The organism is Enterobacter cloacae complex sp. P29RS, from assembly GCF_014893445.1.
GTDB lineage: Bacteria > Pseudomonadota > Gammaproteobacteria > Enterobacterales > Enterobacteriaceae > Enterobacter > Enterobacter intestinihominis.
Genome location: NZ_JADBPZ010000017.1, coordinates 91,445 through 112,805 on the forward strand (window position 1 = coordinate 91,445; position 21,361 = coordinate 112,805).

18 protein-coding genes are annotated in these 21,361 nt (G+C 53.3%); 11 read left to right on the plus strand and 7 right to left on the minus strand.

All coding sequences use genetic code 11. From position 1 onward, the window contains the following. Positions 1-22 precede the first annotated feature (22 nt). The 3 genes from IM282_RS14245 to ompL all read left to right on the plus strand — a co-directional run bounded on the left by IM282_RS14245 (position 23) and on the right by ompL (position 3,634). Positions 23-1,405 (plus strand): MFS transporter, encoded by a 1,383-nt coding sequence (locus IM282_RS14245; protein ID WP_022649848.1) that lies wholly within the window; start codon positions 23-25, stop codon positions 1,403-1,405. Positions 1,406-1,448: 43 nt separating this feature from the next. Further along, a complete protein-coding gene (locus tag IM282_RS14250) occupies positions 1,449-2,873 on the plus strand; it encodes an MFS transporter (protein WP_046621291.1) in 1,425 nt (474 codons plus the stop codon). 74 nt (positions 2,874-2,947) lie between these two features. Beyond that, entirely contained in the window at positions 2,948-3,634 is a 687-nt protein-coding gene (gene ompL / locus IM282_RS14255) for a porin OmpL (protein WP_192970509.1), read from the plus strand. A 79-nt stretch (positions 3,635-3,713) separates the two neighbouring features. On the opposite strand, the gene typA is transcribed toward ompL, so the two are convergent. Further along, a complete protein-coding gene (gene typA / locus IM282_RS14260) occupies positions 3,714-5,537 on the minus strand; it encodes a ribosome-dependent GTPase TypA (RefSeq protein ID WP_022649851.1) in 1,824 nt (607 codons plus the stop codon). A gap of 377 nt (positions 5,538-5,914) precedes the next feature. On the opposite strand from typA, the gene glnA reads away from it, so the two are divergent. The 4 genes from glnA (at position 5,915) to IM282_RS14280 (ending at position 10,186) form a co-directional block, all read left to right on the plus strand. Continuing rightward, positions 5,915-7,324, plus strand: coding sequence for a glutamate--ammonia ligase (glnA, locus tag IM282_RS14265; protein WP_023298930.1), 1,410 nt, complete (start codon positions 5,915-5,917; stop codon positions 7,322-7,324). 167 nt (positions 7,325-7,491) lie between these two features. Then, on the plus strand, positions 7,492-8,541 hold the full coding sequence (gene glnL / locus IM282_RS14270; RefSeq protein ID WP_003861923.1) for a nitrogen regulation protein NR(II): 1,050 nt from the start codon (positions 7,492-7,494) through the stop codon (positions 8,539-8,541). A gap of 11 nt (positions 8,542-8,552) precedes the next feature. Continuing rightward, on the plus strand, positions 8,553-9,965 hold the full coding sequence (gene glnG / locus IM282_RS14275) for a nitrogen regulation protein NR(I) (protein ID WP_022649852.1): 1,413 nt from the start codon (positions 8,553-8,555) through the stop codon (positions 9,963-9,965). Between the two features lie 110 nt (positions 9,966-10,075). Further along, on the plus strand, positions 10,076-10,186 hold the full coding sequence (locus tag IM282_RS14280) for a YshB family small membrane protein (protein WP_017382667.1): 111 nt from the start codon (positions 10,076-10,078) through the stop codon (positions 10,184-10,186). 100 nt (positions 10,187-10,286) lie between these two features. Here IM282_RS14280 and hemN read toward each other — a convergent pair whose 3' ends face one another. Both hemN and yihI read right to left on the minus strand, forming a co-directional pair. Beyond that, on the minus strand, positions 10,287-11,660 hold the full coding sequence (hemN, locus tag IM282_RS14285; RefSeq protein WP_192970510.1) for an oxygen-independent coproporphyrinogen III oxidase: 1,374 nt from the start codon (positions 11,658-11,660) through the stop codon (positions 10,287-10,289). A 188-nt stretch (positions 11,661-11,848) separates the two neighbouring features. Then, a complete protein-coding gene (yihI, locus tag IM282_RS14290) occupies positions 11,849-12,364 on the minus strand; it encodes a Der GTPase-activating protein YihI (protein WP_022649854.1) in 516 nt (171 codons plus the stop codon). Positions 12,365-12,944: 580 nt separating this feature from the next. Here yihI and yihA point away from each other — a divergent pair. Further along, positions 12,945-13,574 carry a ribosome biogenesis GTP-binding protein YihA/YsxC gene (gene yihA, locus IM282_RS14295; protein ID WP_003861913.1) on the plus strand — a complete coding sequence of 210 codons (630 nt, stop codon included), beginning with the start codon at positions 12,945-12,947 and terminating at the stop codon, positions 13,572-13,574. Positions 13,575-13,885: 311 nt separating this feature from the next. Here yihA and polA read toward each other — a convergent pair whose 3' ends face one another. Then, positions 13,886-16,678: a DNA polymerase I gene (gene polA, locus IM282_RS14300; protein ID WP_192970511.1), complete on the minus strand. Its 2,793-nt coding sequence runs from the start codon at positions 16,676-16,678 to the stop codon at positions 13,886-13,888. A 439-nt stretch (positions 16,679-17,117) separates the two neighbouring features. Between polA and IM282_RS14305 the strand changes: the two genes are divergently transcribed. Beyond that, a complete protein-coding gene (locus IM282_RS14305; RefSeq protein ID WP_022649857.1) occupies positions 17,118-18,026 on the plus strand; it encodes an acyltransferase in 909 nt (302 codons plus the stop codon). A gap of 21 nt (positions 18,027-18,047) precedes the next feature. On the opposite strand, the gene dsbA is transcribed toward IM282_RS14305, so the two are convergent. From dsbA to IM282_RS14320, 3 genes are all read right to left on the minus strand, one after another. Next, positions 18,048-18,671, minus strand: coding sequence for a thiol:disulfide interchange protein DsbA (gene dsbA, locus IM282_RS14310; protein ID WP_192970512.1), 624 nt, complete (start codon positions 18,669-18,671; stop codon positions 18,048-18,050). Positions 18,672-18,698: 27 nt separating this feature from the next. Further along, positions 18,699-19,685, minus strand: a complete 987-nt coding sequence (locus tag IM282_RS14315) for a serine/threonine protein kinase (RefSeq protein WP_022649859.1) — start codon at positions 19,683-19,685, stop codon at positions 18,699-18,701. A 75-nt stretch (positions 19,686-19,760) separates the two neighbouring features. After that, entirely contained in the window at positions 19,761-20,030 is a 270-nt protein-coding gene (locus IM282_RS14320; protein ID WP_003861904.1) for a YihD family protein, read from the minus strand. Positions 20,031-20,098: 68 nt separating this feature from the next. Here IM282_RS14320 and mobA point away from each other — a divergent pair, with 68 nt between their 5' ends. Then, positions 20,099-20,683: a molybdenum cofactor guanylyltransferase MobA gene (gene mobA / locus IM282_RS14325; protein WP_022649860.1), complete on the plus strand. Its 585-nt coding sequence runs from the start codon at positions 20,099-20,101 to the stop codon at positions 20,681-20,683. Continuing rightward, positions 20,680-21,183 (plus strand): molybdopterin-guanine dinucleotide biosynthesis protein MobB, encoded by a 504-nt coding sequence (gene mobB, locus IM282_RS14330; RefSeq protein WP_022649861.1) that lies wholly within the window; start codon positions 20,680-20,682, stop codon positions 21,181-21,183. Before mobA ends, mobB begins: the two co-directional genes overlap by 4 nt. The last annotated feature ends 178 nt before the right edge of the window (positions 21,184-21,361 follow it).

Consider the following 21,361-nt stretch of genomic DNA (forward strand, 5'->3'; position numbering starts at 1 on the left):
TGCGGGCAGACGGAGAACAATAATGAGTCAACATACTTCTGACCCGGCAACCCTGCGCCTGCCGTTTAAAGAAAAACTCGCCTACGGGATGGGCGATCTCGGCTCTAACATCCTGCTGGATATCGGCACGCTGTATCTGCTGAAGTTCTACACCGACGTGCTGGGACTGCCCGGTACCTACGGGGGGATTATCTTCCTGATTGCGAAGTTTTTTACCGCCTTCACCGATATGGGCACCGGGATCATGCTCGACTCCCGGCGCAAGATTGGCCCGAAAGGGAAATTCCGCCCGTTCGTGCTGTATGCAGCCTTCCCTGTGACGCTGCTGGCGATTGCCAACTTCGTCGGCACACCGTTTGAGATGACCGGCAAAACGGTGATGGCAACGGTGCTGTTCATGCTGTACGGCCTGTTCTTCAGCATGATGAACTGCTCTTACGGCGCGATGGTGCCCGCCATTACCAAAAACCCGGACGAGCGAGCCTCGCTGGCGGCCTGGCGTCAGGGCGGCGCCACGCTCGGCCTGCTGCTCTGTACGGTGGGCTTTGTCCCGGTGATGAACCTCATTGAGGGCAATGACCAGCTTGGCTACATCTTTGCCGCCACCCTCTTCTCGCTGTTCGGGTTGTTCTTTATGTGGTGGTGCTATAAGGGCGTAACCGAGCGTTACGTTGAGACGCAACCTGCTAACCCGGCGCAGAAACCGGGGCTGTTGCAGTCGTTTCGCGCCATCGCCGGGAACCGTCCGCTGTTTATCCTGTGCATCGCTAACCTGTGCACGCTGGGTGCCTTTAACGTCAAACTCGCCATTCAGGTCTACTACACGCAGTACGTGCTGAACGACCCGATCCTGCTGTCGTACATGGGCTTCTTCAGCATGGGCTGTATTTTTATCGGCGTCTTTATGATGCCTGGCGCGGTGCGGCGCTTTGGTAAGAAAAAGGTCTATATCAGCGGGCTGGCAATTTGGGTGGCAGGCGATCTGCTTAACTACTTCTTCGGCGGCGGCTCGGTGAGCTTTGTGGCGTTCTCCTGCCTGGCGTTTTTCGGTTCCGCGTTCGTGAACAGCCTGAACTGGGCGCTGGTCTCCGATACCGTGGAGTACGGCGAGTGGCGCACCGGCGTACGCTCCGAGGGGACGGTCTATACCGGCTTTACCTTCTTCCGCAAGGTATCGCAGGCGCTGGCGGGCTTCTTCCCGGGGATCATGCTTACGCAGATTGGCTATGTGCCCAACGTGGTGCAATCCGCCGGCACGGTTGAAGGGCTGCGGCAGCTGATATTTATCTACCCGAGCCTGCTGGCGGTCATCACCATCGTGGCGATGGGCTGCTTCTACAACCTCAACGAGAAGATGTATGTGCGCATCGTGGAAGAAATTGAGCTGCGCAAACGTACGGCATAAATGACGTGATTGAGCGCCCTGCGGGGCGCTTTGAGGATCGACCATGACACACAATACTGATCCGTTAACCCTGAAATTGAGCCTGCGAGAGAAGTGCGCCTACGGGATGGGCGATTTTGGCTCGAACCTGATGCTCTGTATTGGCACGCTGTATCTGCTGAAGTTTTACACGGACGAGCTGGGCATGCCCGCGTTCTACGGCGGCATCATTTTTCTGGTCGCCAAGTTCTTTACCGCGTTTACCGACATGCTGACCGGGGTGCTGCTGGACTCCCGGCGTAATATCGGCGCGCGGGGGAAATTCCGGCCATTCATTCTCTACGCCTCCGTCCCGGTGGCGCTGGTGGCCACGGCGCAGTTTATGGCCAACGACTTTAGCCTGACGGTGAAAACGGCCCTCGCCACCGTGCTCTTCATGATGTTTGGCCTCTGCTACAGCCTGATGAACTGCGCCTACGGTGCAATGGTTCCGGCCATCACCAAAAACCCGAACGAGCGCGCGCAGCTTGCGGCGTGGCGTCAGGGCGGCGCAACGGTAGGACTGTTGCTCTGCACCGTCGGCTTTATGCCGATTCAGGCTCTGTTCGTCAGCCAGCCCTCAATCGGCTATCTGGTGGCCGCGCTGGTGTTCGTCACCGGGGGGCTGTTCTGCATGTGGTGGTGCTACAGCGGGGTGAAAGAGCGCTACGTCGAGCTTACGCCCGATCACCATAAGCCCGGCATTCTGAAATCATTCTGCGCAATTTTCCGCAATCCGCCGCTGCTGGTGCTGTGCATCGCCAACCTCTGTACCCTCGCCGCGTTTAACATCAAGCTGGCGATTCAGGTCTACTACACCCAGTACGTGCTGAACGATCTGCATCTCCTGTCGTGGATGGGCTTTTTCAGTATGGGCTGCATTCTGATTGGCGTGTTTCTGGTGCCTGGCGCGGTAAAGCGCTTTGGCAAGAAACCGGTCTATCTGGGCGGGCTGGCGCTGTGGGCGGTGGGCGACGTGCTGAATTTCTTCTGGGGAACCAGCTCCCTGCTGTTCGTGCTCTTTTCCTGCATGGCCTTCTTCGGCACGGCGTTTGTGAACAGCCTGAACTGGGCGCTGGTGCCGGATACGGTTGATTACGGCGAGTGGAAAACCGGGATTCGCGCCGAAGGGTCGGTGTATACCGGCTATACCTTCTCGCGCAAAATCTCCGCGGCGCTCGCCGGTTTTCTGCCCGGTATCATGCTGACCCAGATTGGCTACGTTCCTCATGCCGTGCAGAGCGCGGGCACGCTGCTGGGTTTGCGTCAGCTGATTTTCCTCTGGCCGTGCGGCCTGGCGATCGTTGCTGCCGTGACCATGGGGCTGTTTTATAAACTCAACGAAGCGCGCTTCGCCTTTATTATCGAGGAGATTGGAAAACGGAAAAAACAGACAGCAAATACCCCTGAGATAACCACCAACAATAAAGCGTCAGCAGTCACTTTATAACTATAAATCCGGCCAATATGTCCTTCCTGTTAATCAGGAGGGAGGCCTTTCTGTACCTGATACATGGACAAATTATGAATAGAATCATCACCGTACTGATCGTGTCGTCTGTGTCCTGCCCGGTTTTTGCCGGGGCCTATGTCGAAACGCGCGAAGCGTACAATACGGCCTCTGAGCTGCACGAGGTGATCCTGCGTGCGGGCTATAACTTCGATATGGGCGCGGGGCTGATGTTCACCAACGCTTATAACGTGGGGAAATGGGACGAACTGAAGCACAGCTATAACGAAATCGAGGGTTGGTATCCGCTCTTCAAACCGACCGACAAACTCACCTTCCAGCCCGGCGGCTTGATCAATGACAGCAGCGCAGGATCAGGTGGAGCACTCTATTTAGATACTAACTATAAATTTACGGACTGGTTCAATCTGACGTTCCGCTATCGCTATAACCATAACAATTACGATACGCCGGACTATAACGGACAGATGGATAAAAACGACACGCACGAATTCGCCAACTACTGGAATTTCAAAATGACGGATGCGTTTTTCTACACCTTTGAGCCGCACTTTTTCCAGCGGGTGAATGATTACCACAGCAAAAATGGCAAAGATCATCACTGGGAAATTACCAACAAGTTCAGCTATAAAATCGACAGAAACTGGCTGCCGTATCTTGAGCTACAGTGGCTGGACCGATGGAATGATTGCAACCGCGAGCAGTACCGGATCCGTTTAGGGTTACGTTATTCGTTCTAATAAAAAAGCCGCTGATCGCTCAGCGGCTTTTCGTTGCCAGGTGGCGCTTGCGCTTTACCCGGCCTACGGCATAACCGAATTACTCTTCTTTCGCACCGCGCATAGCACGTTTACGATCGTTCTCGGTCAGGTGACGTTTACGGATACGAATTGACTGAGGCGTCACTTCTACCAGTTCGTCATCATCGATGAATTCCAGAGCCTGCTCCAGCGTCATCTTGATCGGTGGAACCAGAACCGTTGCTTCGTCAGTACCGGACGCACGCATGTTGGTCAGTTTCTTACCGGTCAGGCAGTTTACCGTCAGGTCGTTAGAACGGCTGTGAATACCGATGATCTGGCCTTCGTAAACTTCAGCACCGTGACCCAGGAACAGCTTACCGCGATCCTGCAGACCGAACAGCGCAAACGCAACCGCTTTACCCTGACCGTTGGAGATCAGTACGCCGTTGTTACGCTGGCCCACTTCGCCCGGACGGATGTCGTCATAGTGGCTGAAGGTGGAGTACAGCAGGCCGGTACCGGAGGTCATGGTCATGAACTCAGAACGGAAGCCGATCAGGCCACGGCTTGGGATCACGTAGTCGAGACGTACGCGGCCTTTGCCATCTGGATTCATGTTTTTCAGGTCGCCTTTACGCTCACCCAGTGCCTGCATGACAGAACCCTGGTGCTGCTCTTCAACGTCCAGCGTTACGTTTTCGAATGGCTCTTGTTTACGGCCATCGATTTCGCGGAAGATAACTTTCGGACGGGATACCGCCATCTCGAAACCTTCACGACGCATGTTCTCAATCAGAACAGACAGGTGCAGCTCACCACGACCGGAAACGCGGAATGCATCAGCGTCTTCGGTTTCTTCAACGCGCAGCGCAACGTTGTGCACCAGCTCTTTGTTCAGGCGGTCAAGGATCTGACGAGAGGTAACGAACTTACCTTCTTTACCACAGAACGGAGAGGTGTTGACGTTGAAGAACATGGATACGGTTGGTTCATCAACAGACAGGGCTGGCAGCGCTTCGACGTTCTGCGGATCGCAGATGGTGTCGGAGATGTTCAGTTCACCCAGACCGGTAATAGCGATGATGTCGCCCGCTTCAGCGATGTCGCTCTCGATACGCTCAAGACCCAGGTGAGTCAGTACTTTACCGACTTTACCGTTACGGGTTTTGCCTTCGCTATCGATGATAGTGACCTGCTGGTTAGGCTTCACTTTACCGCGCTTGATACGACCAATGCCGATTACGCCAACATAGTTGTTGTAGTCGAGCTGGGAGATCTGCATTTGCAGGGTGCCTTCCAGGTCAACGTTTGGCGCAGGAACGCGGTCAACAATCGTCTGGTACAGCGGAGTCATGTCTTCCGCCATGTCTTCGTGATCCAGACCGGCGATACCGTTCAGCGCAGACGCATAAACGATAGGGAAGTCCAGCTGTTCGTCGGTCGCGTCGAGGTTAACGAACAGGTCGAAGACCTGGTCAACAACCCAGTCAGGACGCGCGCCAGGACGGTCAACCTTGTTGATCACAACGATAGGTTTCAGGCCGTGGGCAAATGCTTTTTTGGTCACGAAGCGCGTTTGCGGCATAGGGCCATCAAATGCGTCAACCACCAGCAGCACGGAATCCACCATGGACATCACGCGCTCAACTTCACCACCGAAGTCGGCGTGCCCTGGGGTATCAACGATGTTGATACGGTAGTCATTCCATTTGATAGCGGTGTTTTTGGCGAGGATGGTAATCCCACGCTCTTTCTCCAAATCGTTGGAGTCCATCACACGCTCTTGAGTTTCGGCACGAGCATCAAACGTACCGGACTGCTGTAGCAGCTTGTCAACCAGGGTAGTTTTACCATGGTCGACGTGCGCGATGATGGCGATATTACGCAATTTTTCGATCACAACTTTGCCTCAGGCATTTAGAAATAGCGCGTTATTGTACACGGATTAATCGCACTACAAAACAGGATCACAAACATCCCCCGCAAACAAGTATTGCAGAGATGCTTTGTGATCGCTTTCACGGAGCGGTAAAAGGGCACTTTAACGTAAATTGCACCAATATGGTGCTCAATGTTCACACTGAAGCACTATAATGGTGCAACGAATCCAATGTGGTGCAGCCCTTCTGCACTATGGTGCGCATGATAACGCCTTTTTGGGGTGTTTTAAAAGTTGGCACAGATTTCGCTTTACAGAAATACAGTAAAAATATGGCAGCCCAGCCGATTTGAAGACCTCGTTACCACGACGACAATGACCAATCTGGAGAGTTAAGTATGTCCGCTGAACACGTTTTGACGATGCTGAACGAACATGAAGTGAAGTTTGTTGATCTGCGCTTCACCGATACCAAAGGTAAAGAACAGCACGTCACGATCCCTGCTCATCAGGTGAACGCCGAATTCTTTGAAGAAGGCAAAATGTTTGACGGCTCCTCCATTGGCGGCTGGAAAGGCATTAACGAATCCGACATGGTTCTGATGCCAGATGCAACCACTGCGCTCATTGACCCGTTCTACGAAGAACCTACGCTGATCATCCGCTGCGATATCCTGGAACCTGGCACGCTGCAAGGCTATGACCGTGACCCACGCTCCATCGCAAAACGCGCTGAAGAGTACCTGCGCTCTACCGGCATCGCAGACACCGTTCTGTTCGGGCCAGAGCCAGAGTTCTTCCTGTTCGACGACATCCGTTTTGGTGCTTCCATTTCTGGCTCCCACGTCGCTATCGATGACATCGAAGGCGCATGGAACTCTTCCACCAAGTACGAAGGTGGTAACAAAGGTCACCGTCCGGGCGTGAAAGGCGGTTACTTCCCGGTTCCTCCGGTCGATTCTTCTCAGGACATCCGTTCTACCATGTGTCTGATCATGGAAGAGATGGGCCTGGTTGTTGAAGCGCACCACCACGAAGTGGCAACGGCTGGCCAGAACGAGATCGCTACCCGCTTCAACACCATGACCAAAAAAGCGGATGAGATTCAGATCTACAAATACGTTGTGCACAACGTTGCGCACCGTTTCGGTAAAACCGCGACCTTCATGCCAAAACCCATGTTTGGCGACAACGGTTCCGGCATGCACTGCCACATGTCCCTTTCCAGGAACGGTACTAACCTGTTCTCTGGCGACAAGTACGCGGGTCTGTCCGAGCAGGCGCTGCACTACATCGGTGGTGTTATCAAACACGCTAAAGCGATCAACGCCCTGGCGAACCCAACCACTAACTCCTACAAGCGTCTGGTCCCTGGCTACGAAGCACCAGTAATGCTGGCGTACTCTGCCCGTAACCGTTCTGCTTCTATCCGTATCCCGGTGGTTGCGTCTCCGAAAGCGCGTCGTATCGAAGTGCGCTTCCCGGACCCGGCGGCTAACCCATACCTGTGCTTCGCAGCACTGCTGATGGCCGGTCTGGACGGTATCAAGAACAAGATCCACCCGGGCGAAGCCATGGACAAAAACCTGTACGACCTGCCGCCAGAAGAAGCGAAAGAGATCCCACAGGTTGCCGGCTCTCTGGAAGAAGCCCTCCAGGCGCTGGACGCAGACCGCGAGTTCCTGACCGCTGGCGGCGTGTTCACCGATGAAGCTATCGACGCTTACATCGCGCTGCGTACCGAAGAAAACGACCGCGTTCGCATGACGCCGCACCCGGTTGAGTTCGAACTGTACTACAGCGTTTAATTGATTTGTTTTACCCGGCGCATACGCGTCGGGAGTCGTTGCCGTGGAAACTTTAGCCCATCTTCGGATGGGCTTTTTTCTCCACCAACAACCTGATCTCACGCGCTTTTTACCTCTAAAACGCTATACTGCACTAAAATAGTGCAACGACTCCAGGAGACTGCTGAATGGCAACTGGCACGCTGCCCGATGCTGGGCAGATCCTCAATTCTTTAATTAACAGTATTTTGCTGGTCGACGACGAGCTGGCGGTGCATTACGCCAACCCAGCGGCGCAGCAGCTGCTCGCCCAAAGCGCCCGTAAACTGTTTGGCACGCCGCTGCCAGAACTGCTGAGCTATTTCTCGCTGAATATTGGCCTGATGCAGGAGAGTTTGCAGGCGGGTCAGGGCTTCACCGATAACGAAGTGACACTGGTGATTGACGGACGCTCGCATATTTTGTCCCTCACCGCACAGCGCCTGCCAGATGGCATGATTCTGCTGGAAATGGCGCCGATGGATAACCAGCGTCGTCTCAGCCAGGAGCAGCTTCAGCATGCGCAGCAGATTGCGGCGCGCGACCTGGTGCGCGGGCTGGCCCATGAGATCAAAAACCCGCTGGGCGGCTTACGCGGTGCGGCACAGCTTTTGACCAAAGCGCTGCCTGACCCTGCCCTGGCGGAGTATACCAACGTCATTATTGAGCAGGCGGACCGTCTGCGTAATTTGGTCGATCGCCTGCTCGGGCCGCAGCAGCCAGGGATGCACGTTTCAGAAAGCATTCATAAGGTCGCGGAGCGGGTGGTGAAACTCGTCTCGATGGAGCTGCCGGATAACGTCACGCTGGTGCGTGACTATGACCCAAGCCTGCCGGAGCTGGCGCACGATCCGGACCAGATTGAACAGGTGCTGTTGAACATTGTGCGTAACGCGTTGCAGGCGCTGGGCCCGGAGGGTGGCGAAATTATTCTGCGTACCCGCACCGCGTTCCAGCTGACGCTGCACGGCGTACGTTATCGTCTGGCAGCACGTATTGATGTGGAAGATAACGGACCGGGGATCCCGCCGCATCTCCAGGACACCCTGTTCTACCCGATGGTCAGCGGTCGCGAAGGCGGCACCGGGCTGGGGTTATCCATAGCCCGAAATTTGATTGACCAACACTCCGGCAAAATTGAATTTACCAGTTGGCCGGGACATACCGAGTTTTCGGTTTTCCTGCCGATTAAAAAATAAAGGTGACGTTTATGCAACGAGGGATAGTCTGGGTAGTCGATGACGATAGCTCCATCCGTTGGGTGCTTGAACGCGCGCTCACAGGAGCGGGATTAAGCTGCACGACGTTTGAGAGTGGCAGCGAGGTGCTCGACGCACTCACCACCAAAACGCCGGACGTTCTGCTCTCGGATATTCGCATGCCGGGTATGGACGGACTGGCGCTCTTAAAGCAGATCAAACAGCGCCACCCTATGCTTCCGGTCATCATAATGACCGCCCACTCCGACCTGGATGCTGCCGTCAGCGCGTACCAGCAGGGCGCGTTTGATTACCTGCCAAAACCGTTTGATATCGACGAAGCCGTTGCGCTGGTTGAGCGCGCTATCAGCCACTATCAGGAGCAACAGCAGCCCCGCAATGCCCCCGACTTTGGACCAACGACGGACATCATCGGTGAAGCGCCGGCCATGCAGGACGTGTTTCGCATCATCGGGCGTCTGTCGCGTTCGTCTATCAGCGTCTTGATTAACGGTGAATCAGGGACCGGTAAAGAGTTGGTCGCACACGCCCTGCATCGCCACAGCCCGCGGGCGAAAGCCCCCTTTATCGCCCTGAACATGGCAGCGATCCCTAAGGATTTAATTGAATCTGAGCTGTTCGGCCACGAAAAAGGGGCATTTACCGGAGCCAATACCATTCGTCAGGGACGCTTTGAACAGGCTGACGGCGGCACGCTTTTCCTGGATGAAATCGGCGATATGCCGCTGGATGTACAGACCCGACTGTTGCGCGTGCTGGCAGATGGACAGTTTTACCGTGTGGGCGGGTATGCGCCGGTGAAGGTGGACGTACGCATTATCGCCGCGACGCACCAGAACCTGGAGCTGCGCGTACAGGAGGGGAAATTCCGTGAGGATTTATTCCATCGTCTGAACGTGATCCGCGTCCACCTGCCGCCGCTGCGCGAGCGTCGGGAAGATATCCCGCGTCTGGCGCGCCATTTCCTGCAGGTGGCGGCCCGCGAGCTGGGCGTGGAAGCCAAGCAGCTTCATCCGGAAACGGATGCCGCCCTCACCCGTCTGGCGTGGCCGGGCAACGTGCGTCAGCTGGAAAACACCTGTCGCTGGCTGACGGTGATGGCCGCCGGCCAGGAAGTGCTGATTCAGGATTTACCAGCAGAACTGTTTGAAGCCACCGTGCCCGAGAGCACCGCAGGACATACGCTGCCGGACAGCTGGGCAACGCTGCTGGCGCAGTGGGCAGATCGCGCGCTGCGTTCCGGTCATCAAAACTTGCTTTCTGAAGCACAGCCTGAAATGGAGCGCACGCTGTTGACCACCGCGCTTCGTCATACCCAAGGCCACAAACAGGAAGCGGCTCGCCTGTTGGGATGGGGTCGAAACACCCTCACGCGCAAGCTGAAAGAGCTGGGAATGGAGTGATCTTACTCCGCTGTGTAAAGGTTACTAATTGAGCGCAAAGTGCCGTTATTTTGCGCTTTACTGTTCCGATGAGTTTTGTATGATCGTGCCCGGAAACTGGGGGGAGCATCATGCTGGAATCATTAGTGACCTTGCTTTCGAGCGGTGCAGCAGAAAGCCACACGCCACAAACTGCCGTTGCGGCGGTATTGTGTGCGGCACTGGTTGGGCTGTTTAGCTAACGAGCTGTCGATGAAAAGCCGGGTGGCGGCTTCGCCTTACCCGGCCTACATAAGTGCGAGTTGTAGGCCGGGTAAGCGAAGCGCCTCCCGGCATTGCAACTTAAATCACGCGCGAGAACTGCTGTAAACGCGCTTTCTGGCGCAGATAGGCATCGAAGCACATGCAGATATTACGAATCAACAGACGCCCCTTCGGCGTGACGACCACCGCGCTCTCCGACACATCCACCAGCCCGTCTTTCGCCAGCGGCGCAAGAAGCTTCAGGTCTTCGGCAAAGTAATCGCTGAATCGCTGATCCCATTGCGACTCCACCTCGCGGAATTCGAGACGGAAGTTGCAGATAAGCGCCTTAATCACATCACGACGGATGCAGTCGTCGCGCGTTAACGCAATGCCGCGCCACAGCGCGTTGCCCGTTTCATCAACCTGCTGGTAATACAGCTTCAGCTCTTTTTGGTTCTGGGCGTAGCAGTCGCCAATCATGCTGATAGCGGAGACACCCATTCCGAGCAGATCGGTATCTCCCTGGGTGGTGTATCCCTGGAAGTTACGATGGAGAACACCTTCGCGCTGGGCAATCGCCAGTTCGTCGTCAGGGCGGGCAAAGTGATCCATCCCGATAAACTGATAGCCGGTTTCGGTCAGCGAGGCGATGGTCTCCTGCAAAATGTCCAGCTTCTGCTGGGCGGAAGGCAGATCCGCATCTTTGATTTTGCGCTGCGCGGCGAACAGCGTCGGCAGGTGCGCATAGTTAAAGACGCTCAGACGGTCCGGGTTGAGCTCAGCCACGCGTTTAAGCGTGTAGGCGAAGCTCTCCGGCGTCTGCTTCGGCAGGCCGTAAATCAGGTCTATATTCGTTGAGGTAAAGCCGATTTCACGCGCATGGTTGAGTAAGGCAAAGATAAACGCTTCATCCTGCTCGCGGTTGACCAGGCGCTGTACTTCTTTGTTGAAGTCTTGTACACCCATACTCAGGCGGTTGAAGCCTTCGGCGCGTAAATGATCCAGCACATCCAGCTCGATTTCACGCGGATCGACCTCGATCGAAATTTCAGCGTCGTGGTTAAAACTGTAATTGCCGCGCAGTAGCGCCATCAGGCGGCTGATCTGCGCTTTATTCAGATAGGTTGGCGTACCGCCGCCCCAGTGAAGCTGGCTGACGTGACGGCCTTTAAACAGCGGTGCGCGGTGCAGAATTTCCTGTTCAAGCGCATCGAGGTATTGATCGGCTTTGTGCTGCTGGCGGGTAACGATTTTATTGCAGCCGCAGAAGTAGCAGAGCTTGTGGCAGAACGGAATATGGACGTAGAGCGACAGCGGGCGCTCGGGATAGCGCGCCACAGCATGCTGAAAATCCGCCTCGCCGAAAGCGTCAGAAAACTCCAGCGCGGTGGGGTATGAGGTATAACGCGGCCCGGAATAGTTATATTTCTGGATCAGGGCCAAATCCCAGTCGATAGATGGTACAGACATGCTCACTCCTTCCGTTGGTGTCGCGTTCGTATACGGCGGCCCGTTCTGGTCCCGTTGCGGGCCATCATTCGGGTGCGCAGCCACTTCTGTCGCCGCGACAACCGCCGTAGTTTAACGAATAACCACACCAGATAACATATAACCGGAAGGGTTATAAGCAGGACGAGTGTACCTGCCGGGTGCAAATGTTAGTTTCCACCTTTCAGCAGACGCATCATATCTTCCTGCTTTTCGTCTTCCTCTTCGTCTTCTTCATCATCGTAGGACAGACCCAGCTTCTGCATCAGTTCATCAATGCGATCCAGTTTGGCATCTACCCAGGACTGCTCTTCAGCGGTCAGGGTTTCACCCTCTTCAAGACGTTCCAGCAGCGCATCCAGGCGCTCATCGTTCTCCAGCATATCCAGCTCAGCCTGCGGTGAAAGCATAGGTTTCTCGCTCTTTGGTTTGTGCTGCTTAGTGACCGGCGTGTCTGTCACGCCCAGTGGAATGGGAGTTTTACTGCCGATACGAGGATCTTTCTGCTGTTTGCCTTTTGCAGAAGCGCCTGCGGCACCGCCACCGTTAGCACGGCTACCCGCAGTATGGCCACGATGCTTTTTATCGCGTTTGCGATCGCGCGCTTCCTGATTCAGTTCTTCGCGCGTTTTGCGGCGGGCTTTTGCAGGGCGTTTCGCGCCCGCAGCGGAGGTCGGTTTTTTCATGATGTTTTATCTTTAAGTCGTTTTCTTCAGTATAGAATTGCGGCGAAATCTAGCAGAAAGCAAGCAAAGAAAAAAGGCGACAGAGCAATCTGTCGCCTTTTTTCCTGACTCACAACCCTTAACGGGTCAGACATTCCCTGTTTGCCTTCAACAAACCCTGTTTATCCCTTGGCTACTACCGTCCGTGATACGGTTCCGTTTCCTGTTAAAAACGCCTCCAGGCGCCGGTCGTCCTGACAATCCTGAGTCTTCGCCTCCTGGCGCTCCTGACCCTTATCCTTAAGTCGTTTTCCTGCTGGCATCCTCGCCTTGACGCACACTTTACCTTGTTCTCTTAAACTAACAAGCAACGAAAAGGTACTAAACCGGATTTTCAGATAATTACTCATTAATAACTCTTTGAATTTTAATATTTTGAGTTTTTTAGCGCCTGCGATTTCTCTTAAATTTCTCATAAGCTTAAGGGCAGATCTCTTACATTCCGTAGGGCTTTCACTTACACGTCAATGACGAAGGGAAAAGCCTTTTGCCCGCATTCAGGTATAATCCCCCGCAGATTACGATTTTTGGAGACGACCACGTGACTACCTGGAACTACCAACAGACGCATTTTGTCACCAGTGCGCCCGATATTCGCCACCTGCCCTCAGACACAGGGATTGAGGTGGCATTTGCTGGCCGCTCCAATGCGGGAAAATCCAGCGCCCTGAATACGCTGACCAATCAGAAAAACCTGGCGCGTACCTCAAAAACACCTGGCCGTACTCAGCTGATTAACCTGTTTGAAGTGGCTGAAGGCAAACGCCTGGTCGATTTACCGGGCTACGGTTACGCGCAGGTACCGGAAGAGATGAAGATCAAATGGCAGCGTGCGCTGGGTGAATACCTGGAAAAACGCATGTGTCTGAAAGGTCTGGTGGTGCTGATGGATATTCGACACCCGCTAAAAGATCTCGACCAGCAGATGATTGACTGGGCGGTGGCAAGCGATATTGCGGTGCTGGTGCTGCTGACAAAAGCGGATAAGCTGGCGAGCGGCGCGCGCAAGGCGCAGGTGAACAAGGTGCGTGAAGCGGTGCTGGCATTCAACGGTGATGTACAGGTTGAACCGTTCTCCTCGCTGAAAAAGCAGGGTGTGGACAAACTGCGACAGAAGCTAGACAGCTGGTTTAACGATCTGGAACCGGCGACAGAAGCGGAAGCAGAGTAACAACAGGCGCGGCGATGACCGCGTTTTTTTCGCCCGAAACTTTCCTTTCCGCAATAAAAAACGCCCCAGTCATTACTGACTGGGGCGGCTAAAATATTCAGCCAAATCCGATTACGTGAAGTAAAAGGTCTGAAAGATAGAACATCTTACCTCTGTACCCTACGTCGTTAACTCTACTCTTTTTTTGTCTCTTGAAAAAGCACTTTTTGTAGTTTTTTTTCATTCTTTACATAGGGAATTCTAATGATCGTCACAAAACGCGCGTACTTATGTTGCTTACTTACATAAAAAGCGCGTTATTCCGATAACGCTTAGTGAGCCTGATCCCAGTTTTCGCCGCTACCCACTTCCACCAGCAACGGAACGTCCAGCTTCATGCTGTTTTCCATCAGTTCATGGATCTTCTGAGAGACCTCTTCCAGGTCGTCTTTATGGACTTCAAATACCAGTTCATCGTGTACCTGCATGATCATTTTCACGCGCGGTTTCTCTTTTTCCAGCCAGGCATCAACGGCGATCATCGCGCGTTTGATGATGTCTGCCGCAGTGCCCTGCATCGGGGCATTGATAGCAGCACGTTCAGCGCCAGCACGGCGCGCGGCGTTGCTGGATTTGATGTCCGGAAGGTAAAGACGACGGCCATCCAGCGTTTCAACGTAGCCTTTCTCTTTCGCCTGCGCGCGGGTACGCTCCATATATTCCAGCACGCCCGGATAGCGCTCAAAGTAGAGATCCATATACTTCTGCGACTCTTTACGCGGAATGTTGAGCTGGCGTGATAGGCCAAATGCGCTCATGCCGTAAATAAGGCCAAAGTTAATCGCTTTTGCGCTACGACGCTGTTCGTTTGTCACGCTGTCCAGCGGCAGGCCAAACACTTCGGCAGCTGTCGCCCGGTGGATATCCTTCCCTTCGGCAAATGCCGTCAGCAGGCCTTTGTCACGCGACAGGTGCGCCATAATACGCAGTTCGATTTGCGAGTAGTCTGCTGAGACAATCAGATAATCCTCTGGGGCAATGAAAGCCTGGCGTATACGGCGGCCCTCTTCATTACGCACCGGAATGTTCTGAAGGTTAGGATCGGTTGACGAAAGTCGCCCGGTCGCCGCCACAGCCTGGTGATAGGAGGTGTGCACGCGGCCCGTTTTCGGGTTAATCATCAACGGCAGTTTGTCGGTATAGGTCGATTTCAGCTTCGCCAGACCACGGTACTGCAGGATAACTTTTGGCAGCGGATAGTCCAGCGCCAGCTCTTCCAGCACCTCTTCAGAGGTTGAAGGCGCGCCGCCCGGCGTTTTCTTCAGCGGTTTGATACCCTGCTTTTCAAACAGGATGGTTTGCAGCTGTTTCGGTGACGACAGGTTAAATGCCTCTCCAGCAAGCTCATGCGCTTTCTGTTCAAGCTCGGTCAGGCGCTGCGCCAGCTCGCCAGAGTGATTATGCAGCACCGTTGGGTCGATTTTGACGCCGTTACGCTCAATGCGGGACAGCACAGGCACCAGCGGCATCTCAATGTTCTGGAAAACATTCAGCGGCCCTTCGTGCTTCTGCAATTTCGGCCACATTTTGAGATGCAGCTGTAGCGTGACGTCAGCGTCTTCCGCGGCGTAGCGGCCTGCTTCTTCCAGCGCGATCTGGTTAAAGGTCAGCTGATTTTTGCCCTTACCGGCAATTTCTTCAAAGGTGATGGTTTTGTGTTTCAGCCAACGATCGGATAAGGAATCCATATCATGGCGGCCCGCCACGCTGTCCAGAATGTAAGATTCCAGCATGGTGTCAAAAGCGATACCACGCAGTTCAATGCCGTAGTTTTGCAGAATACCGCGGTCGTACTTCAAGTTTTGCCCGACCTTCAGCGCTTTCTCGTCTTCCAGAATCGGCTTCAGCAGTTCTAAGGCGCGCTCGCGCGAGATCTGCTCCGGCGCATCCAGATAGTCATGCGCTACCGGAACATAGGCTGCCATACCCGGCTCCGTCGCGAATGACAGACCTACCATATTGGCAGATATGTTATCGAGACTGTCCGTTTCGGTATCGAACGCAAATACCGGTGCTTTTTTCAGCTTTTCAATCCAGGCGACGAGCTGCGACTCTTCAAGGATGGTTTCATAGTTATCGAATGAGAGTGCTGCCGCTGCTTCTTCTGCCTGCTCTTCGGCATCGACAACGATAGTTTCTTTCGGCTTCGCCGCAGCTTTTGCCCCTTTCGCCTGAAGCCATTTCCCGGCTTCGACATCCGTGGTCCAGCGTTTAAATTCGTATTTTCTGAACAGGCCAAGCAGTTCTTCTGCGGCGGGTTCCTGCACTTCAAGCTGGTCGCAGGTAAGCTCCAGCTCGACGTCGGTTTTGATGGTGGCTAACTGATAAGAGAGGTAAGCCACCTCTTTGTTATCGGCGAGCTTTCCGGCCATGGTTTTTGCACCACGGAAGGTAAGTCCGGCAATTTTGTCGGACTCAGCGTACAGCGTATCCAACCCACCTAACCCTTGCAGCAGCGCCTGAGCTGTTTTTTCGCCCACGCCCGGCACGCCAGGGATGTTATCCGAGGAATCCCCCATCAGGGCGAGGAAATCAATAATGAGTTCTGGCGGCACGCCATATTTGGCAACCACTTCTTCCGGGCCAAGAATGGTGTTGGTCATGGTATTAATCAGCGTGATCCCAGGTGTTACCAGCTGCGCCATGTCTTTATCACCGGTACTGATAAGCACCGGGCGGCCAGCCTTTTCAGCTTCGCGCGCCAGGGTGCCAATAACGTCGTCAGCCTCAACGCCCGAGACAGCCAGCAAAGGCAGCCCCATCGCTTTGACCATAGCGTGCAGCGGTTCAATCTGCGCACGCAGATCGTCAGGCATGGGAGGACGGTGAGATTTGTAATGCTCAAATAATTCATCGCGGAAGGTTTTCCCCTTCGCATCAAACACCACGGCCGCATGGGTTGGGTGGTATTGCAGAATCAGGCTGCGTAGCATATTCAGCACGCCGTACATTGCGCCGGTAGGTTCCCCTGCGCTGTTGGTCAGAGGAGGAAACGCATGATACGCCCGATAAAGGTAAGAAGAGCCATCGACGAGTATAAGTGGGTTTTCTGGGATCTGAACCATAATGTCCGTGCCTTTAATTAATTTATGGGTAAAGGATGCCACAGAAGGATGAAAACATCAGGTTTTAGCGCTTTATACAGAAAAAGATTTTGCGATCGTGAAGATCGCTCGCAAAAACAAACTGTGGATAAGTTTGTGCATATTTTTAATACAGGTGAATAACAGTTCTATAAAACTGATACTGAAAAATTATTTATCAAATAAAATCAATAATTTGAAATTAGATCACTTAAGATCCCATCCCACTGATGGTTATTTAGTCTATGTGGATATAAGACGTAAGCACCCTGTCTATATAGAAAATTTCGCTGCATGGCAGGAAAAGCCGCAGCCTCTTCGTGTGAAAGCGCCCTGGTCTGGGCCAATATCTGATAAGATCGGCGCCCAGCACCGGATAGCCGGCTGCTTAATTACAGCTAACTATCTGAAAAAATTCATTATGTCGAAAATACTCGCTGCGATAACCTTATTGCTAAGCGTCATTTTAACTATTCTGGTTACCATCGCCTGTTCTGTGCCAATCATCGTTGCCGGAATAATTAAGCTCCTGCTGCCCGTCCCTCCGGTATGGCGTGCAGTGTCTGCTTTTTGTAATTTTATGATGTACTGCTGGTGTGAAGGGCTGGCGATCCTGTTGTATCTGAACCCCTGGTTAAAGTGGGACGTTCAGGGCCTCGAGAAGCTGAATAAAAAGAACTGGTATCTGCTGATCTGCAATCATCACAGCTGGGCCGACATCGTTGTATTGTGCGTGCTGTTTCGCAAACATATTCCGATGAACAAATACTTTCTGAAACAGCAACTGGCATGGGTGCCTTTCATTGGTCTGGCCTGCTGGGCGCTGGATATGCCGTTTATGAAACGCTATTCACGCAGCTATCTGATTCGTCATCCGGAACGCCGCGGTATGGACGTGGAAACTACGCGCCGTTCTTGCGAGAAGTTTCGCGCGCATCCCACCACCATAGTTAATTTCGTCGAAGGTTCGCGCTTTACCGAAGAGAAGCGCCAGCAGACTCGCTCTCCGTATCAGCACCTGTTACCGCCAAAGGCAGCGGGTATCGCAATGGCCCTCAACGTGCTGGGTGAGCAGTTTGATAAATTGTTGAACGTAACGCTCTGCTATCCGGAAAACGACAGGACGCCGTTCTACGATATGCTCAGCGGCAAGCTGACGCGTATCGTAGTCCGCGTTGATCTGTTGCCCATCGATACGGAACTGCACGGTGATTACGTTAACGATAAAAACTTCAAACGTCGTTTCCAGCTTTGGCTCAATACACTCTGGAAAGAGAAAGACGAACAGATAGCGGAGTTAAAATCTTCATACAAAAACGCCGGTCAATGACCGGCGTTTTCTTTATGTTTGTTACTTCATCTCAACCAGGTGTTTCACGGTATCAGCGTACTGTTGTACGAAGATATCCATACTGGTGGTGTCCATACCACGCATATTTACCTGGTATTTACCGTTAACATACATCGCTGGCACGCCCTGCAACTGGAAGTCAGCGGCAGCTTTTTCCTGCTGTGCCACGAGAGATTTCACCACAAAACTGTTCCAGGCAGCGTCGTAGTCTTCACCTTTCACACCGGCATCAACAAACACTTTACGGATATCTGCCGTAGTTTGTACGGTCTGGGTTTTCTGTACGGCTTCAAACATAGGCGCGGTGATCTTATCTTCCACACCCAGCGCAATCGCAACCGCCCATGCCTGAGTCAGCTCTTTACCCAATGGGCCAAGGAACTCAACGTGGTATTTCGTCATTTTGGTGCCTTCCGGCAGCTTTTTCTTCACGTTGTCAGAAACATGAAGTACCTGCTCAAACTCGTAGCAGTGCGGGCAGTAGAAGGAGAAGAACTCCAGCACCTGAGGCTCGCCAGCTACAGGCTTGTCCAGCGTAATGTACTGCTTACCGTCGGTAAACTGCGCAGCAGTTGCGCTAAATGCCAGAATCATACCAGCCAGCGCCAGCCAAATTTTTTTCATGATTAACTCTCTCCTGGGTGTGTCCAATTAATACATCGGCGTTAATTGCAGAGGGGGTTCCTGTAGAACCTTAACCTGCTCGGTAAATGTGGATATCTGGTTGCGCCAGTAATCCTCCCCGGTAAGCCAGGGGAAATTTCGGGGAAAAGCCGGGTCTTCCCAACGCCTGATTAACCACGCGAGATAATAAACAAATCGCATCGCACGTAAAGGCTCAATCAGGGCAATTTCGTCTGAATTAAAGGGGCTAAATTCTTCATAAGCTTCAATTATGGTCTCAAGCTGCATGCGCTGCTCGGCTTTATCACCGTTGAGCAGCATCCACAGATCCTGCACCGCAGGTCCCATACGAGCGTCATCAAGATCGACAAATAGCGGGCCGTCGCGCCAGAGAATATTCCCGGCGTGGCAGTCACCGTGCAGGCGTAGAGCGGTAATATCATCCCGCCAGCAGGCTTTTACAGCATCAATAAGCTTATCGGTCGCCGTGAGGAAATTATCCTTAAGCGCCTTTGGGATCAGCGCCGATGTTTCGAATACCTCTCGCGGCTCAATAAGATATTCCTGAACACCAATCGTCGGTCGGGCAACAAACGATTTTTTACGTCCCGTCTGATGAATGCGCCCCAGATAACGGGCAACCCATTCCATCTGATCGATATTATCTGCCTCAAACTGTCTTCCGCCCAGGCTCGGAAATACCGCGTAGTAAAAACCCTGATGGGTCAGCAGCGTTTGGTTATTAAATTTGAGCGGTGCCGCAACGGGAACATCGTCATCCAGCAGATCGTGGGCAAACTGATGCTCTTCCTGAATTTGTTCTGCGGACCAGCGCTGTGGCCGGTAAAACTTTACGACAAAGCGCTGCCGCTCTTCGTCCTGAAATTGGTAGACACGGTTTTCGTAGCTGTTTAAAGGGGTTAACCCGGAATCCACCCGAATACCCTGCTCGAACAGCGCATCCATAATGGTATCCGGGTGTAGTGTCTGGAAAGTAAAAGCCTGGTCGTTCATCCGATCATCCGGAAATTATACGAATGATTCAGGATATCATCTTGTGGCGATTTCGGTGGCTCCGCTTACAAGCTTTTACTCTTTAATTACGCCTCGGGCGCGCAGTAATGCGGTTTTAAAATCCTCTTCATAATCTTTCTGAATACCAGGAATAACAGCATCTTTAGCCGAGTCACGCATTTTGAGGTGGTAGATCAGGATGTCGTCAGAAAGGTCTGCCAGTTCGCCATCAAAACCTGACTCTTTCGCCAGTTTCTGTAAAAATTGCATCAGATTCAGCTCTGGCTCTTTTTGCCAGGCCGGCTGGAGAAGCTCAATGACTTCATTAAGACGTTTACATTTCATGGTAGTGCTCCTTTCATTTAGAGAGACACGTTAGCAGGGTCAATCCCACAATAAAAGAGGCGATATTCGTGAATCAATGCCAGGAAATCATCGGGGTCGTTCTTGCCGGAGGCAGGGCAACGCGAATGGGCGGAAAAGATAAAGGTCTTCAGCTCCTGAACAACACCCCCTTATGGCAGCATGTTGCTGATACCCTGGCAAATCAGGTGTCGTCGATGGCGATCAGCGCTAACCGACATGTTGATATTTACCAGCGCAGTGGATATCCGGTTTATCAGGATAAGCTTGTGGACTACCCCGGCCCGCTGGCGGGAATGCTTTCCGTTATGCAGCAGTCGCATGGAGAGTGGTTTCTCTTTTGTTCATGTGATACGCCCTTCATCCCGTCCTGTCTGGTTGAACGTCTGGTGCAGCGGTGCGAGGGTGCTCCCGTCGTCTGGGTACACGACGGCGAACGCGACCATCCGACGATCGCATTGATTAATCGCTCGTTAATATCTGCGCTGGAAGATTACCTGGCCGCAGGAGAGCGACGCGTTATGGTATTTATGCGCCAGTCGGGAGGGCATTCCGTTGATTTCAGCGACATGAAATCGGCGTTTGTGAATGTAAACACGACGGAAGATTTGCAGATGATGCAGGAGAAGAAATGATACCCGTATTAGCGATCTCTGCCTGGAGCGGCACCGGGAAGACTACGCTGCTAAAAAAGCTGATACCTGCACTTTGCGCTAAAGGTATTCGTCCCGGATTGATTAAGCACACGCACCATAACATGGATGTCGATAAGCCGGGGAAAGATAGCTATGAGCTGCGTAAGGCTGGCGCTGCACAAACGATGGTGGCGAGTAACCAGCGCTGGGCGTTAATGACAGAAACTCCGGATGAAGCACCGCTGGATCTCGCTTATCTTGTCAGCCGGATGGATCATTCCACGCTGGATCTGGTGCTGGTTGAGGGGTTTAAGCACGAGGCTGTTGCGAAGATCCTGCTGTTCAGAAACGGTGCCGGGCATGATGTAAGTGAGTTAACGCTGGATGAACATGTGATTGCTGTGGCCAGTGACGCTGCGTTGACGCTGGAAGTACCGGTTCTGGATTTGAATAATGTGGAGGGGATTGCAGAGTTTATTTTGGCGTGGTGTGCAGTCTGAAAGCTGCCGGGTGACGGCTTCGCCTGACCCGGCCTATCGTTTTTCGACGTACAAACGCAAAAAGGCCATCCTTGCGGATGGCCTCTTCACTTGTTTGATGCCTGGCAGTTCCCTACTCTCACATGGGGAGACCCCACACTACCATCGGCGCTACGGCGTTTCACTTCTGAGTTCGGCA

Bases quoted from the DNA above. Each gene is read 5' to 3' on its own strand.
- IM282_RS14245 (WP_022649848.1), top strand. From the start codon at position 23: ATGAGTCAACATACTTCTGACCCGGCAACCCTGCGCCTGCCGTTTAAA.
- IM282_RS14250 (WP_046621291.1), top strand. From the start codon at position 1,449: ATGACACACAATACTGATCCGTTAACCCTGAAATTGAGCCTGCGAGAG.
- ompL (WP_192970509.1), top strand. From the start codon at position 2,948: ATGAATAGAATCATCACCGTACTGATCGTGTCGTCTGTGTCCTGCCCG.
- glnA (WP_023298930.1), top strand. From the start codon at position 5,915: ATGTCCGCTGAACACGTTTTGACGATGCTGAACGAACATGAAGTGAAG.
- glnL (WP_003861923.1), top strand. From the start codon at position 7,492: ATGGCAACTGGCACGCTGCCCGATGCTGGGCAGATCCTCAATTCTTTA.
- glnG (WP_022649852.1), top strand. From the start codon at position 8,553: ATGCAACGAGGGATAGTCTGGGTAGTCGATGACGATAGCTCCATCCGT.
- IM282_RS14280 (WP_017382667.1), top strand. From the start codon at position 10,076: ATGCTGGAATCATTAGTGACCTTGCTTTCGAGCGGTGCAGCAGAAAGC.
- hemN (WP_192970510.1), bottom strand. From the start codon at position 11,660: ATGTCTGTACCATCTATCGACTGGGATTTGGCCCTGATCCAGAAATAT.
- yihI (WP_022649854.1), bottom strand. From the start codon at position 12,364: ATGAAAAAACCGACCTCCGCTGCGGGCGCGAAACGCCCTGCAAAAGCC.
- polA (WP_192970511.1), bottom strand. From the start codon at position 16,678: ATGGTTCAGATCCCAGAAAACCCACTTATACTCGTCGATGGCTCTTCT.
- IM282_RS14305 (WP_022649857.1), top strand. From the start codon at position 17,118: ATGTCGAAAATACTCGCTGCGATAACCTTATTGCTAAGCGTCATTTTA.
- dsbA (WP_192970512.1), bottom strand. From the start codon at position 18,671: ATGAAAAAAATTTGGCTGGCGCTGGCTGGTATGATTCTGGCATTTAGC.
- IM282_RS14315 (WP_022649859.1), bottom strand. From the start codon at position 19,685: ATGAACGACCAGGCTTTTACTTTCCAGACACTACACCCGGATACCATT.
- IM282_RS14320 (WP_003861904.1), bottom strand. From the start codon at position 20,030: ATGAAATGTAAACGTCTTAATGAAGTCATTGAGCTTCTCCAGCCGGCC.
- mobB (WP_022649861.1), top strand. From the start codon at position 20,680: ATGATACCCGTATTAGCGATCTCTGCCTGGAGCGGCACCGGGAAGACT.